This is a genomic window from Leisingera sp. ANG1 (assembly GCF_000203975.2).
Classification (GTDB): domain Bacteria; phylum Pseudomonadota; class Alphaproteobacteria; order Rhodobacterales; family Rhodobacteraceae; genus Leisingera.
Genome location: NZ_AFCF02000010.1, coordinates 1 through 20,811 on the forward strand (window position 1 = coordinate 1; position 20,811 = coordinate 20,811).

Genomic DNA, 20,811 nt, shown 5'->3' on the forward strand with positions numbered 1-20,811 from the left:
GAGCCACATCTGGGTCTGGCCGATCAGGTCCAGCGCGGTGTTGGCCAGCGCGATGTCCTCTTCCAGCACCGGTGCATGGCCGCACCATTCGCTGACCCGGTGGCCGAGGATCAGGGTGTTGTCCCCCATCCGCAGCAGGAATTGAAAAAATGCGTCGTCGCGGGTCATTACATGGCCCCCACTTCTTCGGGGATGTCAAAGAAGGTCGGATGGCGGTAGACCTTACTTTCCGACGGCTCATAGAGCGGGCCCTTGTCGCTGGGCGAGGAAGCCGCGATGTGGTTCGCCTCAACCACCCAGATCGATACGCCTTCGTTGCGGCGGGTATAGACGTCACGGGCGTTCTTGATCGCCATTTCGGCGTCCGGTGCGTGCAGGGAGCCGACGTGGCGGTGGCTCATGCCGTGCTGGCCGCGGATGAAGATTTCCCAGAGGGGCCATTCGTTTTTCATGTCTCAAATCCTCCTGGCTGAGGGGGCGCCGCCGCTGTAGCGGGCGCCGGAATGCTTGGGGTTACTCGGCGGCGTGCTGGCGCGCGGCTTTCTTCTTGGCGTGGGCCAACAGGCCGTCGCGGACCCAGGCGCCATCATCCCAGGCCTTGTTGCGTGCCGCGAGGCGGTCCACGTTGCAGGGGCCGTTGCCTTTGATCACGTCAAAGAATTCGCTCCAGTCCGGATCGGTGTAGTCGTAGTGGCCGCGTTCCTCGTTCCATTTCAGGTCCGGATCGGGGATGGTCAGGCCGAGGTATTCGGCCTGCGGCACGGTCTGGTCGACGAACTTCTGGCGCAGCTCGTCGTTGGTGTTCATCTTGATCTTCCAGGCCATAGACTGGGCGGAATGGACTGAGTCCTTGTCAGACGGGCCGAACATCATCAGCGACGGGTACCAGAGGCGGTTCAGCGCGTCCTGAGCCATCTTCTTCTGCTCGGGCGTGCCCTCGGCCATCTTGCGGATCGCGTCATAGCCCTGGCGCTGGTGGAAGCTTTCCTCCTTGCAGATGCGGATCATCGCGCGGGAGTAGGGGCCGAACGAGGTGCGCTGCAGCGGCACCTGGTTCATGATCGCCGCACCGTCTACCAGCCAGCCGACCGCACCGATGTCGGCCCAGTTCAGCGTCGGGTAGTTGAAAATCGACGAGTACTTCATGCGGCCATCCAGCAGCATCTCGGTGATTTCGTCGCGCGACACGCCCAGGGTCTCCGCGGCGCAATAGAGGTACAGGCCATGGCCCGCCTCATCCTGCACCTTGGCCAGCAGGATCGCCTTGCGCTCCAGTGTCGGCGCGCGAGTGATCCAGTTGCCCTCGGGCAGCTGGCCAACGATTTCGGAATGGGCGTGCTGGCCGATCTGGCGGATCAGCGTCTTGCGGTAGCCTTCGGGCATCCAGTCCTTGGGCTCGATTTTCTCGCCCGCGTCGATGCGCGCCTGAAAGGCGGCCAGCTTTTCCGGATCGTCCTGGGTCGCCTCGGATTTGATCATCTGAGCATACATGTCTGGGACCTCCCTTAGGGTTCTTACACGCGTTCCAGGATCAGGGCGGTGCCCTGTCCGACGCCGACGCACATGGTGCAGAGGGCATACCGCCCGCCAGTGCGCTGCAATTGGTAGGCGGCGGTCAGCACCAGCCGCGCACCGGACATGCCGAGCGGGTGGCCAAGCGCAATCGCACCGCCGTTGGGATTAACATGGGGCGCATCGTCCGCAACGCCAAGCTCGCGCAGGGTGGCGAGGCCCTGGGACGCAAAGGCCTCGTTCAGTTCGATGACGTCCATCTGTTCGATGGTCAGGCCGGTTCGGGCCAGCACCTTGCGGGTGGCAGGCACCGGGCCGATGCCCATGATGCGCGGCTCAACCCCCGCAGCGGCCATGCCGACGATGCGGGCCATCGGCTTCAGGCCGTTCTTCGCAGCCGCGGCCTCATTTGCCATCAGGATCGCCGCGGCGCCGTCGTTGACGCCGGAGGCATTGCCTGCGGTCACGGATTTGTCCGGGCCGTTGACGCCCTTGAGGCTCGAAAGCTTTTCGGCCGAGGTGCCGGGGCGGGGGTGTTCGTCGGTATCCACCACCAGGTCATCGCCCTTGCGCTGCGGGATGGTGACCGGGGTGATTTCGTCCTTGAAGATGCCACCCTCATGTGCGGCGGCCCAGCGGGCCTGGCTGCGGGCGGCAAAGGCGTCCTGATCCGCGCGGGAGACGCCGTAATCCTCGGCCACGTTGTCGGCGGTCTGCGGCATCGAGTCGGTGCCGTACATGTCGTGCATCTTCTTGTTCACGAAGCGCCAGCCGATGGTGGTGTCATAAACCGCATTGGCGCGGGTGAAGGCGCTGGTGGCCTTGGGCATCACGAAGGGCGCGCGGCTCATGCTTTCGACGCCGCCTGCGATGGCCATGTCGTAATCGCCCGCCTTGATCCCGCGCGACGCCATGCCGACGGCATCCATGCCGGAGGCGCAGAGGCGGTTGATGGTGGTGCCGGGCACTGTTGTTGGCAGGCCTGCCAGCAGGGCGGCCATGCGGGCCACATTGCGGTTGCTTTCACCCGCTTGGTTGGCATCGCCAAGGATCACGTCATCCAAAGAGCCCCAGTCCACATCCGGGTTCCTTTCGACCAGCGCCGCAATCGGCAAAGAGGCCAAGTCGTCGGTACGCACCTGGCTCAGCGCGCCGCCGTAGCGGCCGATCGGGGTGCGGGTGGCATCGCAGATGAAAGCATCCATGGGTGTTCGCGTCTCCTGTGGCGGCGGCAGGAAAAGCCGACCGTTGGGTCGGTATTACGACGGAAGATGATTCGCGGCAAGATAAAATGTAACGCAAAAAGTGGTGGGTGTTAATTTTTGTAACGCTTTAGGGTTCGGCAACCGGCTGAGAGACTCCTGGCGGGGCGTGTATTAAGCGGCAGGATGCCTTAAGCGGGTTCCCCCGCCCGCTGCCGGAGCATTGGAAATGCACCGTAGCGGTTGGGCCCGGCACCGCGCGCTGCGCGGTGCCGGGCCCAACGGATGGAGGTCTTTCGCCAGAAAGGCTGACGGCCGGCGGGAGAGGCAGGCGGCCGGACGTGGTCCGCTGCTGCAGTCAGAGTGCAGAGTATTGCAGGATGTCGTTAGGGTAGTTCTCCTGTCCGATCCTGAAGCGGGTCAGCCCCGCATGCTCAAATCCGTTTCGAAGGTAGAACCTGCGGGCGCGGGCGTTCTCTGAATTGCTGGTGAGCCAGGGCGCATCCCAGCTGTTGCTGCGGCAGAGCTTCAGTCCGGCTTGCAGAAGGCGAGCGCCGTTGCCACGGCCGTGATGCCGGGGCTGGACATAGAGCGTGGAGATTTCGGTCCTAGACGGCCCGCCTGCCGGGCTGGGCCGCCCATTTGATACCCGGATGTAGCCGTCTATGCCGTCACGGTTCTGCGAAACCAGCAAACGTTCGGCTGTGCTGTCCAATGCCTCAGCAAAATGCGCAGTGGTATATTGGCTAAGCACATAATCAGCGAAATGCCCGCTGATCCCGTTGCGCAGGTAGGTGCCTAGCCAGACTTCAATCGAAAGAGCGGCGAGGCTGGAGCAGTCCTCTGTTGTGGCGGGGCGGATAACTGTGTGGTCTGAATTTTCGGTCATGAAAGCCATTGGGAATAAGAAAAACACACGCCATAGTCGGGCAGCGGGCGCCGAGGTCAAGAAGATCCCCTCGCCAAAATTGCTTCACTTGTTTATTAATGTGGCAACGCAACTCGGGAGGCGCCGATGAACATTCTCTATATCATGTTCGACCAGCTGCGGTTCGACTATCTGAGCTGCGCCGGCCACCCGCATCTGCAGACGCCGCATATCGACGGGCTGGCCTCCAGGGGCGTGCGCTTTACCCGCGCCTATGTGCAGTCGCCGACCTGCGGATCATCGCGGATGTCGAGCTATACGGGGCGCTACCCCTCCAGCCACGGCGTGCAGTTCAACAGCTACCCGCTACGGGTCGGCGAGTGGACGATGGGCGACCATCTGCGCAAGGCAGGGATGGGCTGCCACCTGATCGGCAAGACCCATATGGTGGCGGATGCTGACGGCATGCAGCGGCTGGGGCTGGCGCCGGACAGCGTGATCGGGGTGCGCCAGTCGGAATGCGGGTTCGATCCCTGGGTGCGCGATGACGGGCTGTGGGCGGAGGGGCCGGACGGGTTCTATGACAGCAAGCGCAGCCCATATAATGAGTACCTGAAGGAAAGGGGCTACCCGGGGGAGAACCCGTGCAACGACTTTGCCAACGCCGGGATAGAGGGCAATGACATTGCTTCCGGCTGGTTCATGGTCAATGCGGACAAACCCGCCAATATCGCGGAGGAAGACAGCGAAACACCCTGGCTGACCACTCAGGCGATGGAGTTTATCGCGCAGGCAGAAGGTCCCTGGTGCGCGCATCTCAGCTACATCAAGCCGCATTGGCCCTATATCGTGCCTGCGCCCTATCACGACATGTACGGGCCGGAGCACGTGCTGCCGGTGGTGCGGTCGGAGGCGGAGCGCGAGGATGCGCATCCGGTCTTTGACGGAATGATGAACAACCAGATCGGCAAGACCTTCAGCCGCGATGAGGTGCGGGAGAAGGTGATCCCGGCCTATATGGGGCTGATCAAGCAGGCCGATGACCAGATGGGGCGGCTGTTTGCCTGGCTGGAGGAAACCGGCCGGATGCAGGACATGATGATCGTGGTGACCTCGGACCATGGCGATTACCTGGGTGATCACTGGCTGGGAGAAAAGAACCTGTTTCACGAGCCGTCAATCAAGGTGCCGCTGATCATCTATGACCCGCGCGCGGAGGCCGACGCCACCCGCGGCACCGCTTGCGACGAACTGGTGGAGGCGATCGACCTGCTGCCCACCTTCTTGGAGTCAGCGGGCGGTGAACCTGCGCCGCACATCCTGGAGGGGCGCTCGCTGATGCCCTTGCTGCGCGGCGAAAGCCCGGACTGGCGCGAGTATGCGATTGCAGAGTTCGACTTTTCCACCATGCCGCTGTGCGAAAAACTGGGGCTGGAGCCGAAGGATGCACGACTGTTCATGGTCACCGATAAGCGCTGGAAGTTCATGCATGCGGAAGGCGGGCTGCGGCCGATGCTGTTCGACATGGAGAATGATCCGCAGGAGCTGGTGGACCTGGCAAAGGGCGATGGTCATCGGGAGATCATCGATCTGATGTATGACCGCTTGCTGGAATGGGGGCTCAGGATGTCGCAGCGGATCACCCTGTCGGACACGCAGATCAAGGCCCGCCGCGGCAAGTCTGGGCGCAAGGGGATTCTGCTTGGGGTCTATGAAGCTGACGAGGTCGCACCCGAGCTAACGGAGAAATACCGCGGTCCCGTGCCGCAGTAGCTGTCCTGCCTATTCACCTTTGCGCAAGTACTTCGGGGGAGCCCGTAAGGGCGGGGGCAGCGCCCCTTACCCGCGTTGCCAAGCTGCAGAGGGGCGCATAAATTGACCGGAAACGCATCAGAGGCGGCAGAATGGCAGGGCAGACGGAACAGGTTCTGAACGCAATCCTTGAGGATATCGAGGCCGGACGGCTGGTGCCCGGCGCGCCACTGGAGGAGAGCGAGCTGGTGCAGCGCCACGGGGTGTCGCGCACGCCGGTACGGGAGGCTTTCATTCAGCTGGAAGCCATTGGATTGATCAAGCGTTTGCCGCGCAAGGGGGCGGTTCTGTTCAAGCCGACGCTTGAGGAGTTCCTGGCGATCCTTGAGGTTCATGCCCGGCTGGAAGGGCAGGCAGCGGCGCTGGCCGCGCGGCGTTTGTCTCCGGCGCAGGCCGGGGAACTGGAAGCGGCGGTGGCCGCCTGCGAGAAACACGCAGCAGAGAAGGGTGACGGCGATCCGGCTGGCTATTACCAGCTGAACCTGCGGTTTCATGCCTGCGTGGCAGAAGGGTCCGGCAATCCGTTTCTTGTTGAGATGATCAAAACCAACGCGCGCAAGCTAATGGCCTATTACCGGGCGCGTTACCGGTATCCCGGCGTCATAGCGCAGTCGGCCAAGGAGCACCGGGAGATTGCCGCGCTGATCCTTGCCCATGACCGGGAGGCGGCTGAAGCTGCAATGACCGCGCATGTGCAGTTCGATCAGGTGACAGTGATGGACTTGCTGGCCGCTCTGGGCTGAAGCGGAAGGGAAGGGGGCCTGGCGGCCCCTGCTTGCGGCGCGGGTATTTTGACCAGAAAGAAGCCGCAGGGTCAGGGCTGCGCAGCTTGCTCGAAGAAACGGGCGAGGGTTTCCGCAAAGGCTTGCTGATCTGACTGTTCCGCCAGGCTTTCCAGGGCGCGGGCAAAAACGGCCGGGCCAAGTGTGTCCCGCATTTCATCACTCAGCGCGAGGATGAAGCTGTGGGTCATCTCCGGATGATGCTGTGTGGTGAAGATGTGGCGGCCAAGGGTGAAGCCCGTGTTCATGCCGCCGCTTTCGCTAAGCGGTGAAGCGCCGCCCGGCAGGGTGCTGACGCATTCGCAATGGGAGCCGTAGAGTTTGACCTCATCAGGCAGCGGGATGGCCCAATCCGGGTGGTGCAGCAGATGATTGCGGGTCAGCCCATGGACCCAGCCGTCCGGGTTGCGGTCAAGACTGCCGCCAAGGGCCTGTGCAATGGCCTGATGCCCGAAGCAGGCGCCGAACAGCGGGAATTTCCGGGCATGGGCTGTGCGGATCAGCGTTAGCAGCTGTGTGACCCAAGGCGCACCGGAGCGGACAGAGGCTGGGCTTCCAGTGATCATCGCGCCATCAAACGCAAACAGATCCTGCGGGAACTCTGCGTCCTTCACGGCAAAGACGGATGTGCGCCAGCCCGGCCTGGCCATCCGGATCAGGTCGGTGAACTTCTCACCGTCCTTGGGGTGCCTTTGGGCAAATTCGCTTTCGTCTGTGTTGGTCATCAGAATGGCCAAGTGCATGGGAACGCTCGCAAGATTTTCATTTACATAATTACAGGCTCTATTAATATACATAATGCAAGTAAGTTAGGAAAGCCCGCAATGACAGTTTGGACCCCCACCGACGACGGCTATGCGGATCTGAGCAGCCATGACACCTTTGCCAATGGCGCGCCGCACAACACCTTTGCCCGGCTGCGGCAGGAGGATCCGTTGCATTGGACCGAATACGACGGCGGCAGGAATTTCTGGTCGGTGACCCGCTATGAGGACATCACGGTGATGAACAAGAACACTGAGGTGTTCTCCTCTGCCCGTGGGATCCGGATGGAGGATCAGTCCTACGAGGAATACCTGGCGCGGCGTACCTTTCAGGAGACTGACCCGCCGGAGCATTCCAAGGTGCGGATGAAACTCCTGAAGGCGTTTTCCAAGACTACGATGGCGCAGTACGAGCAGGACATCCGGGACCTTTGCGCGGATATTCTGGATCAGGCGCTGGCCAAGGGGGAGTTCGACGCCACCAAAGAGATTGCCCGCCAGCTGCCGATGCGGATGCTGGGCCGGGTGGTGGGCCTGCCGGAGGCGGACTTGCCTTGGCTGGTGGAAAAGGGGGATGCGCTGATCGCCAATACCGATCCGGATTTCACCTCGCATGTGCTCGATAAGATGCAGACGGATGAGTTCCGGATGATGCCCTTCAATTCCCCCGCCGGGGCGGAGCTGTATGTCTATGCCAAGGATCTGATGGAGGAGAAAGCGCGCAAGGGCGACACCTTGGGCGTGCTGAACCTGATCCTGGAACCGGCCAAGGATGGCTCGGTCATCACTGAAACCGAGTTCCGCAACTTTTTTTGCCTCTTGGTGGCAGCGGGCAATGACACCACGCGCTATTCGATTGCCGCGGGCATTCAGGCGATGTGCCACCAGCCGGAGCTTCTGGCGCAGATGCAAGAGGGTGGAGACGTCTGGGAGACGGCAGCGGATGAGATCATCCGCTGGGCGACGCCCGCGCTCTACTTCCGCCGCACGGCGACCCGGGATGTGGAGATGCACGGCAAGACCATCCGGGAGGGCGACAAGCTGCTCTATTGGTTTGTCTCGGCCAACCGCGACGAAAAGCAGTTTGATGATCCATTTCACGTGAATCTGCACCGCAGCCCGAACCGGCATCTGTCGTTCGGCCAGTTCGGCCCGCATGTCTGCCTGGGCATGTGGTTGGCGCGGCTGGAAGTCACGGTGCTGTTCCAGGAGCTGGCCAAGCGGATCCAGCATATCGAGGCTGCGGGACCTCATAAGTTCCTGCGGTCAAATTTTGTCGGCGGCATCAAGTCACTGCCGGTGCGGGTTGAGGCCGCTTGAGGATTGCGCTCTTGCAGGAAAGACTCTGCGAAAACCGCTAAATATGTTAAGTAACAAGGCACGGGAAAAAGATGCCGAAGACTGTCCAACAGGGAAGGACCTGGAGCCATGAAGACCCGCTTGCGCGCGATGTTCTGCGACCACCTCAGCATCATGCGGGGGAAATACCTGCCGAATTCCAAGATCGGTGACGGCTCGACGCGGTTCTGCCGATCGGTTTTTGGCACCCATTACGATAAGGATCTGCTGGACGCGCCGGGATCGATGGTGAAACAGGGTCTTCCGGATATGGAGCTGAAATGGCTGCATGACGATATCCGCGACAGCTGGCATGCCTCGACCCAGGTGGTGCTGGGCGATCTCTATGACGATGAGGGGCGGCCGCTGGCGCTGTGCCCGCGCTGGGCGCTGAAGCGTGCGGTTGCGGACTGGCAGAAGCACGGGGTGACGCCAAAAGTCGGGATCGAGCTGGAGGCCTTTGCCCTGCAGGCGGACGACAGCGGGCGGCTCATGCCCTATGATGCGCCGGGCGGGGTGGTCTATGGCACCGGGCCGTTTGCCGACCCCTTGCGGTTCAATGACCGGATCTGGGCGATGGCAGATGACATGGGCTTCTCGCTGGACATGATCACCGCCGAGTTCGACAGCCCGCAGTTCGAATACACGCTGACCTTTGATGATGCGGTGAAGGCGGTGGATGACATCGTGCTGTTCCGCCTGATGGCGCGGGAAGTGGCGCTGGAATACGGCATTGTCCTGACGTTCATGCCGAAACCGATTGCCGAGGCCGGCGGCTCTGGCATGCATATCAACTTTTCATTCGTGGACGAGGCGGGCGGCAATGCGCTGTCGTCAGGGCCGCGGGGCGGGCCGGAGCATATGAACGATCTGGCACGCGGCTGCCTGGCGGGGCTTTTGCATCATCATAAGGGGCTTGCAGGGCTGATCGCGCCGACTGCCAACAGCTATATGCGGCTGCAGCCGGGGTCTTTGTCCGGGTACTGGCAGAACTGGGGCGGCGACCATCGCAATGTGACAACGCGCATCAGCTCTGAGGGCGGTGCCAAGGCGCGGCTGGAGCACCGGATGGCGGATGCCTCGGCCAATCCTTACACCGCGGTGGCGGCAGTCCTGCAAGCGGCGCGGCTGGGGGTTGAGAACGGCCACCAGTTGCCGCCGATGGAGACCGGCGACGGGTTTGACCGTACCGATGCGCGGGAAGGCACGGCGGTGGACCTGAAGGGCGCTGTTGGCGATCTGGAAGGGGATCGCGTGCTGGCCGCGGCAGTCGGGCCGGAGCTGGTTGCAAACCACGTCTTCATGAAACGTAAGGAAGTGCGCAAGACCCGCGACCTGGAAGGTGACGGGATGCGCGATTTCTACGTGCATTTCATCTGATCTTCCGTAGGAGAATACCGATGCAAGTAACCTGGAAACTGCCGGGCGGCGGGGCTGTCACGGCAACGGTGGACTATGGTCAGAGCCTTATGGAAGCAGCGCTGGCGCAGGATGTGCCGGGTGTGGTGGGGGAGTGCGGCGGCAGCCTCGCTTGCGCAACCTGCCATGTGTATGTGGATCCGGAGTGGGCCGCAAAATGCGGTGAGGCCGGTGAGTTCGAAGGCGCCATGCTGGATCTGGCAGAGGAGCGCCGGGAGACCAGCCGCCTCAGTTGCCAGATTGAGGCGCATCCTGATTTGGATGGTTTGGTGCTGGAGGTGCCGGCGGGCTGAGTCTGGCGGCTCTATCGCGGAAATGCTCTCAGGCGCGGTTGCGATAGCTGCGCCTGTATTCTTATTGCGCCACAGAAGGTGCGGGCCCGAAGCATCTGCTTCGGGCCCGCTATGGTATCTGGTGGCGCCCGGCCCTGGCGGCCCGGGCGCGGGTTGCGCTGTCCGCCGGACTTAGCTCACAGCCGCGAAACCTGCGTCGAGGGCGGAGAGGATGGTATCCGCCTCTGCTTCGCTCAGCACCAGCGGCGGCGACAGAATGATGTTGGGGCCAGAGACCCGCACCATTGCGCCTGCCTCATAAGCAACCTCCTGCAATTTGCCGATGGTTTTCTTGTCCACGGCTGCCTTGGTGCTGCGGTCGGAGACCAGCTCCAGCGCGCACATCAGGCCATGGCCGCCGCGGACATCGCCGATCAATTCGTACTTCTGCTGCAGCGCCAGCAGTCCCTGGTGGATCTGGGTTCCGCGGGCGGCGGCGTTTTCCGGCACGTTCAGGCGAAGCGTTTCTTCGAGGCAGGCGAGGGCGGCGGCGGCGCCGACCGGGTGGCCTGAGTAGGTGTAGCCGTGGCCGATCGCTGCCTTGCCAGTGGTGTCTTTCTCGAAGGTCTCTGTCATATGGTCCGCAATCATCACCGCGCCGAATGGGAAGTAGCCGTTGGTGATGGCCTTGGCCGTCGCCATCATGTCGGGCTGCACGCCCCAGTGGCGCGAGCCGCTCCATGATCCGCTGCGGCCGAAGGCGGTGATCACCTCGTCGGCGAGCAGCAGGATGCCGTGTTTGGTGCAGATATCCCGCACGCCGGGCATGAAGCTGGAATGCGGCGGTATCACCCCGCCCGCGCCGAGGATCGGCTCCATGATGAAGGCGGCAATGGTGCCTGCGCCCTGGAAGGCGATTTCGTCCTCCAGCGCCTGCAGGCAGAGCTGGGCGAGGCGTTCCGGGTCGGTTTCGTTGAACGGGTTGCGATAGGTGTAGGGGGCAGGGATCTGGAAACAGCCGGGCAGCAGCGGTTCGTACTGGGTGCGGAAGTTGGCATTGCCATTCACCGAGGCGCCGCCCATGTGGGTGCCGTGGTAGCCCTTCTTCAGGCTCAGGAACTTGGTGCGGCCTTCTTCGCCGCGGATCTTGTGGTACTGGCGGGCAAGCCGCAGGGCGCTTTCCACCGAATCCGAGCCGCCGGAGGTGAAGAAGGCGCGGGTGAGCCCGTCGGGTGCAAAAAACTTGCGCAGCTCCTCTGCCAGCTGGATCACCTGGTCGTTGGTGGTGCCGCGGAAGGTGGAGTAGTAGGGCAGGACGTCCAGCTGCGCGGCGATGGCGTCCTTTACCACCTGGCAGGAAAAGCCGAGGTTCACGTTCCACAGGCCGCCGACAGCATCGACCACCTCATGCCCGTCGATGTCGGTGATCTTCACCCCTTGGGCCGAGGTGATGATGGCGGGCGGGTTGGCCAGGCTGTCGCCGGGATGCGCCATCGGGTGCCAGAGGGATTTGGCATTGTGTTCTTTCAGAAAGTTGGAGTCTTTCATGGGGCAGCTCCTGGATGCGGCCCGGTCCGGGCCGGTGAGAGGTTCAGGCGGTTTCTTCCTGCGGATAGTCCGAAGGGGCAGAGCCGCCGATGCGATGGGTGAGAGTGGCGCCCGCGCGGCGCAGGGCCGCCGGGATCAGATTTTTTTGTTCTGCGGTCATCCGGGAGACTGGCGCGGCCACGGCCAATGCGCCGATCACTTTGCGGTCCGGGCCAAAGATGGGAACCGCGTGGGAATGCACATCCGCCTCAAATCCGCCGATGGACTGGGCAATGCCGGTGCTGCGGACCTCGTCCAGCTGGGCGCGGATTTCCTGGGGGTCGGTGATGGTTTCGGAGGTGCGTGCCTCAAGCGGCCGCGACAGCACCTCCTCGGCAAATCCGGGGTCGGCATAAGCCAGAACCGCCATGCCGGAACTGGTGCCGTGGAAGGTCAGAACCTCGGCGTCCTCCATCATGACTTTGGTGGCATTGCGCGGGGAATAGGCGTGCGACAGTGAATTCAGCTGGCTGCCCTGAAGCAGCGACAGGTGGGTGGTCTCACCGGTCTCGTCGCTGAGGTCACGCAGCACCCGGCGCGAAACGGAGAGAATCGGAACCGCTGCCTCGCGCAGGGCTGCGAGGCGCAAGACCTGCGGGCCGAGCCGGTAGGAACGATCGCTGCCGGCCTGTTCGACAAAGCCTGATTCCTGCAGTTCGCTCATCAGCCGGTAGACCGTTGCCTTGTTCATGCTCGACAAGCGCGTGAGGTCGCTGAGCCCGATCTCAGTCCGGCCATGGTTAAAATAAGTCAGTAATGACAAGGCTTTGGACACGGTTCCCATGCTCTTGCCGATGCTCCCTGTTAGGTCTTGCCAGGTGCCGTCTGCGCAAAAAGACGCACCTTTGATGCAATTTTGTTGACAGATAACGGGGGCGCCTGTCAATCTAAATTCAAACCAATGGTTCGAATAGTGAACCGAATGGCCAAACTGGGAGGAAAGCCATGAAACTCAAAACCCTCATGAAAGGGGCGGTCGCAGCGGCGGCGCTGGGGCTGAGCGCGGTTGCGGCGCAGGCCGAGTATCCGGAAAAACCGGTTAACTTCATCGTGCCGTGGCCGCCGGGTGACTTGGAGGATGTGCTGACGCGGATGATCGCCGAGGATTTCCAAAACGAATACGGTGTTGCTGCAGCTGTGGTGAATAAACCGGGCGGCGGCGGCGGGCCCTTCCCGGGGGCAATCGAGGTCGCGAATGCGCCGGCAGATGGCTACACCATCGGCTCTTTCGTGATCGGTGTGCCGGTGATGGGCCACCAGATCGACATCCCGCCGCTGACACCGGCCAAGTTCGACCCGCTGGGTATCTTCCTGACCTATCCCTTTGTGATCGCCACCTCAGGCGATGCGCCCTACAGCACGATGGAAGAGCTGGCGGCCTATGCCAAGGATAACGACGTGGCGCTGGGTCATTTCGGCGATGTTCTGACCCCGACGCAGGTGACCAAGGCCTATGCCAAGAACGCCGGCTTTGAATGGGGCTCGGATGCGGCATTTGATGCGCTGGACTGCAACACGCTGGCCTCCGGCGATGCGGATGTGATCAACACCACGCTGCAGCTGGTGCTGCCCTGTCTGGATCAGGTCAAGGTGCTGGTCTCTATCACTGACGAGCGTATCCCGCTGGTCCCAGATGCGCCGACCATAGGCGAGCTGGACGAAAGCCTGAATATCGCCCTGTGGAACGGTCTGTTCGTGACCAAGGACACCCCGCAGGACGTGCGTGACAAGATCATTGCGGTTGCTGAAAAGACGGTAATGAGCGAGCGCGCCCAGAATATCGCCAAGGAAACCGGAGCGCTGGTTTACTGGCAGAGCGCGGACGACAGCGCAGCCCGCGTGGCCAATGACATCGATACCATGGCCCGCATCGGCGGCTTGCTGTCGGAATAATCCTCCCCCTGCATCGGGGCCTTGCGGGGTCCCGGTGCCCTTTCCCTTCGCGCGGACAAAGAGCTCCTCAGATGCCATCGGAACGTGAACGCCGCTTTGTAGGACCGCGGCGCGGTCAGCTTGTCTTTGCCCTGGTCATGGTGGGCGTCGCATTGCTGCTGCTGGTCCTGATTACGGAGCAGACCACTTGGGTGCAGAAGACGAAACTGTTTGCCCAACCCCGGTTCTGGCCTGCTGTCGCCATCGGCGGCATGGTGCTCTTGGGCGGGCTGCACCTCTACAAGCTGCCCTGGCGGCGGGTCAGCCGTTATGACCTGTGGGAGGTCAAGCGCTGGGGGCAGGTGTTTGAATTCGCCGGCTGGTTCATGGGTTATGTCCTGCTGGTTCCCATAATCGGTTACCTCCCGGTGACGCTGGTTTTCGTTCCGCTGTTGAGCTGGCGGATGGGCTACCGCAGCCCCTTCATGCTTTGGATCAGCGCCGGTTTTGCGGTGGCCGTGGTGGTGCTGTTCAAGGCCTTGCTGTCGGTCAAGATCCCTGGCGCGCTCATCTATGAGTACCTACCGGGATCGCTGCGCAGTTTCTTCATTCTCTATCTCTGAGTGCCCGTCATGGACCTGATCCTCTCTGCAATAGACATCCTGATGCGCTGGGACGTGGCGCTGGCGCTGCTGGCGGGTTCAGTCGGCGGCGTGCTGATTGGCGCCATTCCCGGTGTTGGCCCGGCAGTGGCGATTGCGATCCTGCTGCCGGCGACCTTCTCAATGGATCCGATAGTCGGCCTGACGGTGCTGCTGGGGATCTACGGGTCGTCCATGTACGGCGGCTCAATCCCGGCGATCCTGATCAACACGCCCGGCACCGCGGTTAATGCGCTGACAACCTATGACGGCTATCCGATGACCGCCCGCGGCGAGCCGCGGCGGGCCTTGAGCCTTGCCTATTCCGCCAGCTTCTTCGGCGGTATCTTCTCGGTCATCTGTCTGATCCTGTTTGCGCCGGTGCTGGCAAAGATTGCGCCGATGTTCGGTTCGCGCGAGATTTTCATGGCGGCGCTGCTGGGCCTCATCCTGGTGGTGGTCGCGCACCGCGGCCAGGCGTTGATTGCCGGGACGCTGGCCTGCTTCGGGATCTTCCTGCAGACCATCGGGCTGGAGCCGGTGAAATACACCCAGCGCTACACCTTCGGGCAGGATTTCCTGGGCGGCGGTATCAACCTTATCGTTGTGGTTCTGGGGCTGTTTGCGATCTCGCAGGCGTTTGTCCTGCTGACCGACGAAGACGAGAAAGTCCGGATGACCCGCCTGCGCGGCGGCATGTTCCAGGGGCTGCGCGAGCTGGTACGCCATCCGCGCGTAGCGGGGGTCTCTGCCACCTTTGGCGTCTTGATGGGGATGATCCCCGGTGTGGGCGAGTTCACCGCGCAGTTCATGTCCTATACCTATGCGCAAAAGACATCGAAACGGCCGCAGGATTTCGGCAATGGCTCCTCCGAAGGTCTGATCGCTGCAGAAACCGCCAACAACGCGGTGCCTGCTGCTGCCATGGTGCCGCTTCTGGCGCTGGGCATTCCGGGTGAGGCGCTGACGGCAATGATGCTGTCGGTGTTCTATGTGCACAACGTGGTGCCGGGGCCGGGGCTTTTCCAGAACGACATGGACTTTGTCGTCGCACTGTATCTCGCACTGCTGGTGCTGAATGTGCTGGTGCTGCTGTTCCTGCTGTTTGCCACCCGGTCGCTGATCCAGGTGGTGCGCATCCCCAACCGCTTCCTTGGCGTCTGCATCCTGACGCTCAGCTTCGTCGGGGTCTATTCCCTGCGCAACTCCGCCACCGACTGTGTGATGGCGGCAGCGTTTGGCATCCTCGGCTATATCCTGAAGCGCCTGTCGCTGCCGTCGGTGCCGATCATCCTGGGCATGGTCCTGGGCGGCATCATGGAGGTGAAGCTGCGCGCGGGCATGGCGCGGGTGAAGGAACCCTTTGATTTCATTGACCGCCCGGTGGCGTTCATCCTGTTTTGCATCATCATCATCGTTCTGGCGGTCCATATCCTGCGGGTGCTGAAGGACCGGAAGGAACTGAAGGAGGCCGAATGGCAGACCAATCGCGCATCGACAAGCTTCGGCAGCTTGATGTGGCGCCGCAGAAACTCTTTCTTGAAGGATCATGGAAAGAAGGTTCGGGCCAGACACTCGAAGTTGCTTCGCCGGTTGACGGATCTGTTCTGACGACGCTGGCGGGCGCCTCTGCAACCGATGTCGAAAAGGCTGTGGCTTCGGCGCGGCGGGCATATGAGGATCGCCGCTGGGCGGGGCAGAGCCCCGCCGCGCGCAAGCAGGTGCTGCACAGGATTGCGGACCGGATCGCTGCCGAGGCGGTTGAGCTGGCGGTTCTGGGCGTGCGCGACAATGGCACCGAGTTCAATATGGCTCTGAAGGCAGAGCCGGGATCGGCAGCGGGAACTTTCCGCTATTATGCTGAGGCGCTGGACAAGGTGGCGGGTGAAGTCGCACCGACCGCACCCGACGTGCTGGGGCTGGTGCACCGGATGCCGGTGGGCGTGGTGGGGGCAATTGTTCCCTGGAATTTTCCGCTGATGATCGGTGCCTGGAAGCTGGCGCCGGCGCTGGCGATGGGCAATTCGGTGGTGCTGAAGCCTGCCGAAACCGCTTCGCTCTCCTTGCTCCGGCTGGCCGAAATCTGTTCCGAATGCGGGCTGCCGGACGGGGTGCTGAACGTGGTAACCGGCTCCGGTGCTGAAACCGGCGCGGCGCTGGCCGCTTCAATGGATGTGGATGTGCTGGCCTTCACCGGCTCAGGCGCTACGGGGCGCAAGCTTTTGGAAGCTTCGGCGCGGTCTAACCTCAAGCGTTGTTACCTGGAGCTGGGCGGCAAGTCTCCCAACATTGTCTTTGCGGATGCGCCGGATCTGGGCAAGGCCGCGAAAGTCTCTGCGGCGGGCATCTTCCGGAACTCCGGACAGGTCTGCATTGCCGGTTCCCGCCTGCTGGTCGAGGCTTCGATTCACGACGAGTTTGTTGAGACGCTGAAAGCTGAGGCGGAGGCACTGCTGGTGGGCGACCCGCTCGAACTGAGCACGCAGGTCGGCGCTGTGAACTCTGAGGAGCAGCTTCGCCGCAACTTGTCTTTCATGGACATGGCGCGGTCCGAAGGCGGGCAGGTGGTGACCGGTGGCACGCGCATTCTGGAGGACACAGGCGGCACCTATATGTCGCCGGCCATCGTGACCCATGTGACCCGGGATCATGCGCTGTTCCAGCGCGAGGTTTTCGGGCCGGTTCTGGCAGTAACCAAGTTCGAGACCGAACAAGAAGCGTTGAGTTTGGCCAATGGTACCGACTTCGGATTGGCCGCCGCGGTCTGGACCGAAAACCTGTCACGCGCGCACCGGATGGTCGCTGGCGTTCGTGCCGGTGTCGTGCATGTGAACACCTACGGCGGTTCGGATAATACCGTTCCGTTAGGGGGCGTCGGACAGTCGGGCAACGGGCATGACAAGTCGCTGCACGCGCTGGACAAATACACCGATCTAAAAACCGCTTGGATCCAGCTCTGAAGCAGGCTTCGCGAGAGCAAAATCTGCGGCCTCCGGCGGGCGTATTTTTGGTAAGATGAAAAGCTTGGGCGTGCCGGTGACCGCCGTCCAGGCGCTGATTAAACGGGAGACAAAGCCTGTGGCAGACAAGACCATTCTGGTTGCCGGAACCTATGACACCAAGGACGATGAACTGGGCTACCTGGCGGAGGTGATCCGTGGTCAGGGCGGCAAGGTGCTGACGATGGATGTGAGCGTGCTGGGGGATCCCAGCCAGCCCGCGGATATCAGCAAGCACGAGGTGGCTGAGGCTGGTGGCAGTTCGATTGAGGCGGCGATTGCTTCGGGGGACGAAAACACAGCCATGCAGATCATGGGGACAGGGTCCGCGGCCAAGTCGCTGGAGCTATACCGGGCAGGTCGCATTGACGGGGTGATCGTGCTGGGCGGCACTATGGGCACCGACCTGGCGCTGGACATGTGCGCGGCATTGCCGGTTGGAGTGCCGAAGTATATCGTCTCCACCGTCGCATTTTCGCCGCTGATGCCGCCGGAGCGGATTCCGGCGGATGTGCAGATGATCCTTTGGGCTGGCGGGCTCTATGGATTGAATTCGATCTGCAAGGCATCGCTCAGCCAGGCCGCCGGTGCGGTGCTGGGGGCGGCTCGGGCGGTGGAGCCGCCCAAACGCGACCGGCCGCTGATCGGCATGACCTCTTTCGGCAAAACGGTGCTGCGCTACATGGCGTCGCTGAAACCGGCCTTGGAGGACCGCGGCTTTGAGGTCGCGGTTTTCCATGCCACCGGCATGGGCGGGCGGGCTTTCGAGAGCTTGGCAGCGGAGGGCGCCTTTGCGGCGGTGATGGATTTTGCCCCGCAGGAAGTGTCGAACCACCTGTTTGGCGGGCTGTCAGCGGGGGCGGACCGGATGACCAACGCAGGTAAATCCGCGACGCCGCAGCTGGTGGCGCCGGGCTGCTATGACCTGGTGGATTTTGTTGGGTGGCAGGACACTCCGGTACAGTTGCAAGGCCGGGAGACGCACGCCCACAACCGGCTCTTGACCTCCGCCATGCTGGAAGCGGGGGAGCGCCGCCAGGTGGCGCAGGCGATCTGCGGCAAGCTCTCCACCGCGCAGGCGCCGGTGGCGGTGCTGCTGCCCTCAGGCGGGTGCAACGAATGGGACCGGCCCGGCGCGCCGCTGCATGATGCGGAAGGGCTGGCGGCCTTTTGCGAGGAAATGCGAGAGCGCTGCCCGGAGAATGCGGAGCTGCATGAGCTGGATTGCCACATCAATGACGCTGACTTCTGCGCCAAGACCTTGGAAATCCTCGATGGCTGGATCGCCAGCGGGGTGGTGAAAATCGGCTGATACGCTTTGCGGCAGCGTTGCCGGAAAAGGTGTTTCAAAAAGGTTCCATTTTCCTCATTTTCTGTTACGTAAATTCCAGCAAAACAGGCCGCCGGAGGCTGCGAGCACCGTGATGCGGGGTTTGCGGGGCTTCTGCTGTCATTGGGGCTTGGCGCCGGTCCGGCTGCCGTGCCTAATCTGTTGGGAGCGGGGGGCAGGCACTGCCGCCGCGGAAGAGAGAGGAAGACCGGATGAGTGAAGCCATTGCATATGAGCGCGTCGGCGATATTGCCGTTCTGAAGGCGCAGAACCCGCCTGTGAACGCGCTGGGCATTGATGTGCGCAAAGGGCTGCTGGCCGGGATTGAGCGTGCCGAAGAAGAGGGTGCCAAGGCAGTGCTGATTTACGGCGAGGGTAAGACCTATTTTGCGGGTGCCGATATTCGCGAATTCGGCAAGCCGCCGCAGGACCCCTACCTGCCGGGTCTGTGCAGCCGGATCGAAGCCTCACCGCTGATCGTGGTCTCTGCCATGCACGGCACGGCGCTGGGCGGCGGGCTGGAGGTGGCCTTGTCCTCGCACTACCGGATTGCAGTGCCTACGGCAAAGATGGGGCTGCCCGAGGTCAACCTGGGCATTCTGCCCGGTGCGGGCGGAACCCAGCGGCTGCCGCGGCTGGCCGGAACGGAGGCTGCGCTGGAGATGATCACCTCGGGCCGCCACTTTGGCGCGGCGGAGGCGCTGGACAAGGGCATCATCGACCGTATTGCAGACGGCGAACCCCATGAAATCGGCCTGGCTTATGCGCAGGAACTGCTGGATGCAGGTGTGCCGCGCCGGGCTGTAGGCGAAATGCCTGCGCCGGAAGCTGTGGAATTCGATGCCGTCTATGATGCGACGCTGAAGAAGGGCCGCGGCCAGCTTTCTCCGGCGACGGCGGTGCGGGCGGTTCAGGCAGCGGTGGAAGCAGAGAGCTTTGAGGCGGGCCTCAAACGCGAGCGTGCGCTGTTCACAGAGCTGATGGAATCAGATCAGCGGCAGGGGCTGATCCATGCCTTCTTCTCGGAACGTGCGGTCAGCAAGCTGCCGGAGCTGGACGGCGTTGAACCGCGGGACGTTTCCGCCATGGGGGTAATCGGCGGCGGCACCATGGGGGCGGGCATCGCCACAGCCGCGCTGCTGGCCGGGTTGCCGGTGGCGCTGATAGAGATGACGGATAAGGGGGTCGCCGCCGCGCGCGGCCGGATCGAAGGCAATCTGCAGGGGGCCCTGAAGCGGGGCAAGATCACCCAGATGCAATATGATCAGCTGACCGCCGGGGCGCTGACCGTGTCCACGGACTATGCCGCGCTGGGGCAGGTGGATCTGGTGGTCGAGGCCGTGTTCGAGGACATGGGCGTCAAGCGCGAGGTTTTCGGCAAGCTGGATGCGCATTGCAAGCAGGGGGCGGTGCTGGCGACCAATACCTCCTATCTGGATGTGGATGAGATCGCCGTTGCAACTTCCCGCCCGCAGGATGTGATCGGGCTGCATTTCTTCTCCCCCGCCCACGTGATGAAGCTTTTGGAAGTTGTGGTCGCTCAGAAAACCGCGCCGGAGGTTCTGGCCACCGGCTTTGCTCTCGGAAAGCGGCTGAAGAAGGTGGCGGTCCGTTCCGGCATCTGCGACGGCTTCATCGGCAACCGGATCATGAACGCCTACCGCAAGGCGGCGGAATATGTGGTGCTGGATGGGGCTTCGCCCTATCAGGTGGATAAGGTGGTGACCACTTTCGGTTTCCCGATGGGACCGTTTGCGATGGGCGATTTGGCGGGGTTGGACATCAACTGGGCGGCCCGCAAGCGCCGCGCGCCGACGCGGAATCCGCGTGAGAGGGTGCCGCGGTTCTACGAGATGCTCTGCGAGGGCGGTGACTTCGGCCAGAAGACCGGCAAGGGCTTTTATGTCTACGAGGCAGGCAAGCGCGGCGGCGTCCCGAACCCGGAGGTGGCGGAGCTGATTGCCCGGGACCAGGAGCAGCAGGGTGTCACCCCGCGGGAGTTTAGTGATGCCGAGGTACTGCGCCGCTACATGTGCGCCATGGTGAACGAAGCCGCCAAGGTGGTGGGCGAGGGAATCGCCCGGCGTCCGCTGGACGTGGATATGGTGATGCTGTTCGGCTACGGGTTCCCGCGGTTCTGGGGCGGTCCGCTGAAATGGGCCGATCTGCAGGGACTGGACGGCATCCTGGCCGATATCAAGGTCTATGCGGAAGAGGACAGTTTCTTCTGGCAGCCGGCGCCGCTGCTGGAGCGTTTGGTGGCTGAGGGCAGAACCTTCGGCGATCTGAACAAAGGCGCCTAGGCAAGCGGGCGGCGCCCCTCCGGCCCGTCGAGGGCCATCGGGGCGCGGCCCGGCGTTGCCGGGCTGGGCGCGCAAACGCGGACCGTATTACGAGAAAAGCGCCGCGCGTA

General features: G+C 62.7%; 19 protein-coding genes. 11 read left to right on the forward strand and 8 right to left on the reverse strand.

Features of this window, described 5'->3' with window-relative positions; genetic code table 11:
* The 5 genes from GC1_RS18750 to GC1_RS18770 form a co-directional block, all read right to left on the reverse strand.
* Positions 1 to 168: Phenylacetic acid catabolic protein (locus GC1_RS18750; protein ID WP_039498797.1), on the reverse strand; the 168-nt coding region annotated here is incomplete at its 3' end.
* Positions 168 to 452: a 1,2-phenylacetyl-CoA epoxidase subunit PaaB gene (gene paaB, locus GC1_RS18755; RefSeq protein ID WP_008557866.1), complete on the reverse strand. Its 285-nt coding sequence runs from the start codon at positions 450 to 452 to the stop codon at positions 168 to 170. The genes paaB and GC1_RS18750, both read right to left, overlap by 1 nt.
* Positions 453 to 513: 61 nt before the next feature.
* Entirely contained in the window at positions 514 to 1,491 is a 978-nt protein-coding gene (paaA, locus tag GC1_RS18760) for a 1,2-phenylacetyl-CoA epoxidase subunit PaaA (RefSeq protein WP_019297023.1), read from the reverse strand.
* A 23-nt stretch (positions 1,492 to 1,514) separates the two neighbouring features.
* Complete coding sequence (gene pcaF / locus GC1_RS18765) at positions 1,515 to 2,717, reverse strand: 3-oxoadipyl-CoA thiolase (RefSeq protein ID WP_019297022.1); 1,203 nt, start codon at positions 2,715 to 2,717, stop codon at positions 1,515 to 1,517.
* Positions 2,718 to 3,072: 355 nt separating this feature from the next.
* Complete coding sequence (locus tag GC1_RS18770; RefSeq protein WP_019297021.1) at positions 3,073 to 3,612, reverse strand: GNAT family N-acetyltransferase; 540 nt, start codon at positions 3,610 to 3,612, stop codon at positions 3,073 to 3,075.
* A 117-nt stretch (positions 3,613 to 3,729) separates the two neighbouring features.
* On the opposite strand from GC1_RS18770, the gene GC1_RS18775 reads away from it, so the two are divergent.
* Complete coding sequence (locus tag GC1_RS18775) at positions 3,730 to 5,355, forward strand: sulfatase-like hydrolase/transferase (protein ID WP_019297020.1); 1,626 nt, start codon at positions 3,730 to 3,732, stop codon at positions 5,353 to 5,355.
* Between the two features lie 131 nt (positions 5,356 to 5,486).
* Positions 5,487 to 6,137 (forward strand): GntR family transcriptional regulator, encoded by a 651-nt coding sequence (locus GC1_RS18780; RefSeq protein WP_019297019.1) that lies wholly within the window; start codon positions 5,487 to 5,489, stop codon positions 6,135 to 6,137.
* A gap of 71 nt (positions 6,138 to 6,208) precedes the next feature.
* Here GC1_RS18780 and GC1_RS18785 read toward each other — a convergent pair whose 3' ends face one another.
* Positions 6,209 to 6,919, reverse strand: coding sequence for a type 1 glutamine amidotransferase (locus tag GC1_RS18785; RefSeq protein WP_019297018.1), 711 nt, complete (start codon positions 6,917 to 6,919; stop codon positions 6,209 to 6,211).
* 81 nt (positions 6,920 to 7,000) lie between these two features.
* Here GC1_RS18785 and GC1_RS18790 point away from each other — a divergent pair, with 81 nt between their 5' ends.
* From GC1_RS18790 to GC1_RS18800, 3 genes are all read left to right on the forward strand, one after another.
* Positions 7,001 to 8,260, forward strand: a complete 1,260-nt coding sequence (locus GC1_RS18790) for a cytochrome P450 (RefSeq protein WP_019297017.1) — start codon at positions 7,001 to 7,003, stop codon at positions 8,258 to 8,260.
* Between the two features lie 108 nt (positions 8,261 to 8,368).
* Positions 8,369 to 9,658 (forward strand): glutamine synthetase family protein, encoded by a 1,290-nt coding sequence (locus GC1_RS18795; protein ID WP_019297016.1) that lies wholly within the window; start codon positions 8,369 to 8,371, stop codon positions 9,656 to 9,658.
* A 20-nt stretch (positions 9,659 to 9,678) separates the two neighbouring features.
* Positions 9,679 to 9,990: a 2Fe-2S iron-sulfur cluster-binding protein gene (locus tag GC1_RS18800; RefSeq protein ID WP_019297015.1), complete on the forward strand. Its 312-nt coding sequence runs from the start codon at positions 9,679 to 9,681 to the stop codon at positions 9,988 to 9,990.
* A 171-nt stretch (positions 9,991 to 10,161) separates the two neighbouring features.
* On the opposite strand, the gene GC1_RS18805 is transcribed toward GC1_RS18800, so the two are convergent.
* Together GC1_RS18805 and GC1_RS18810 are read right to left on the reverse strand one after the other, a co-directional pair.
* Positions 10,162 to 11,517 carry an aspartate aminotransferase family protein gene (locus GC1_RS18805; RefSeq protein ID WP_019297014.1) on the reverse strand — a complete coding sequence of 452 codons (1,356 nt, stop codon included), beginning with the start codon at positions 11,515 to 11,517 and terminating at the stop codon, positions 10,162 to 10,164.
* Positions 11,518 to 11,560: 43 nt separating this feature from the next.
* Positions 11,561 to 12,340, reverse strand: coding sequence for an IclR family transcriptional regulator (locus GC1_RS18810; RefSeq protein ID WP_029204888.1), 780 nt, complete (start codon positions 12,338 to 12,340; stop codon positions 11,561 to 11,563).
* A 161-nt stretch (positions 12,341 to 12,501) separates the two neighbouring features.
* Between GC1_RS18810 and GC1_RS18815 the strand changes: the two genes are divergently transcribed.
* The 6 genes from GC1_RS18815 (at position 12,502) to GC1_RS18840 (ending at position 20,701) form a co-directional block, all read left to right on the forward strand.
* Positions 12,502 to 13,449 carry a tripartite tricarboxylate transporter substrate binding protein gene (locus GC1_RS18815; protein ID WP_019297012.1) on the forward strand — a complete coding sequence of 316 codons (948 nt, stop codon included), beginning with the start codon at positions 12,502 to 12,504 and terminating at the stop codon, positions 13,447 to 13,449.
* A 71-nt stretch (positions 13,450 to 13,520) separates the two neighbouring features.
* Positions 13,521 to 14,051: a tripartite tricarboxylate transporter TctB family protein gene (locus GC1_RS18820; RefSeq protein WP_019297011.1), complete on the forward strand. Its 531-nt coding sequence runs from the start codon at positions 13,521 to 13,523 to the stop codon at positions 14,049 to 14,051.
* Between the two features lie 9 nt (positions 14,052 to 14,060).
* Positions 14,061 to 15,680 (forward strand): tripartite tricarboxylate transporter permease, encoded by a 1,620-nt coding sequence (locus tag GC1_RS18825; protein WP_019297010.1) that lies wholly within the window; start codon positions 14,061 to 14,063, stop codon positions 15,678 to 15,680.
* On the forward strand, positions 15,587 to 17,029 hold the full coding sequence (locus tag GC1_RS18830) for an aldehyde dehydrogenase (RefSeq protein WP_019297009.1): 1,443 nt from the start codon (positions 15,587 to 15,589) through the stop codon (positions 17,027 to 17,029). Before GC1_RS18825 ends, GC1_RS18830 begins: the two co-directional genes overlap by 94 nt.
* A 118-nt stretch (positions 17,030 to 17,147) precedes the next feature.
* Positions 17,148 to 18,380, forward strand: a complete 1,233-nt coding sequence (locus tag GC1_RS18835; RefSeq protein WP_029204887.1) for a Tm-1-like ATP-binding domain-containing protein — start codon at positions 17,148 to 17,150, stop codon at positions 18,378 to 18,380.
* A gap of 230 nt (positions 18,381 to 18,610) precedes the next feature.
* Positions 18,611 to 20,701 carry a 3-hydroxyacyl-CoA dehydrogenase NAD-binding domain-containing protein gene (locus GC1_RS18840; RefSeq protein WP_019297007.1) on the forward strand — a complete coding sequence of 697 codons (2,091 nt, stop codon included), beginning with the start codon at positions 18,611 to 18,613 and terminating at the stop codon, positions 20,699 to 20,701.
* Positions 20,702 to 20,811: the final 110 nt, after the last annotated feature.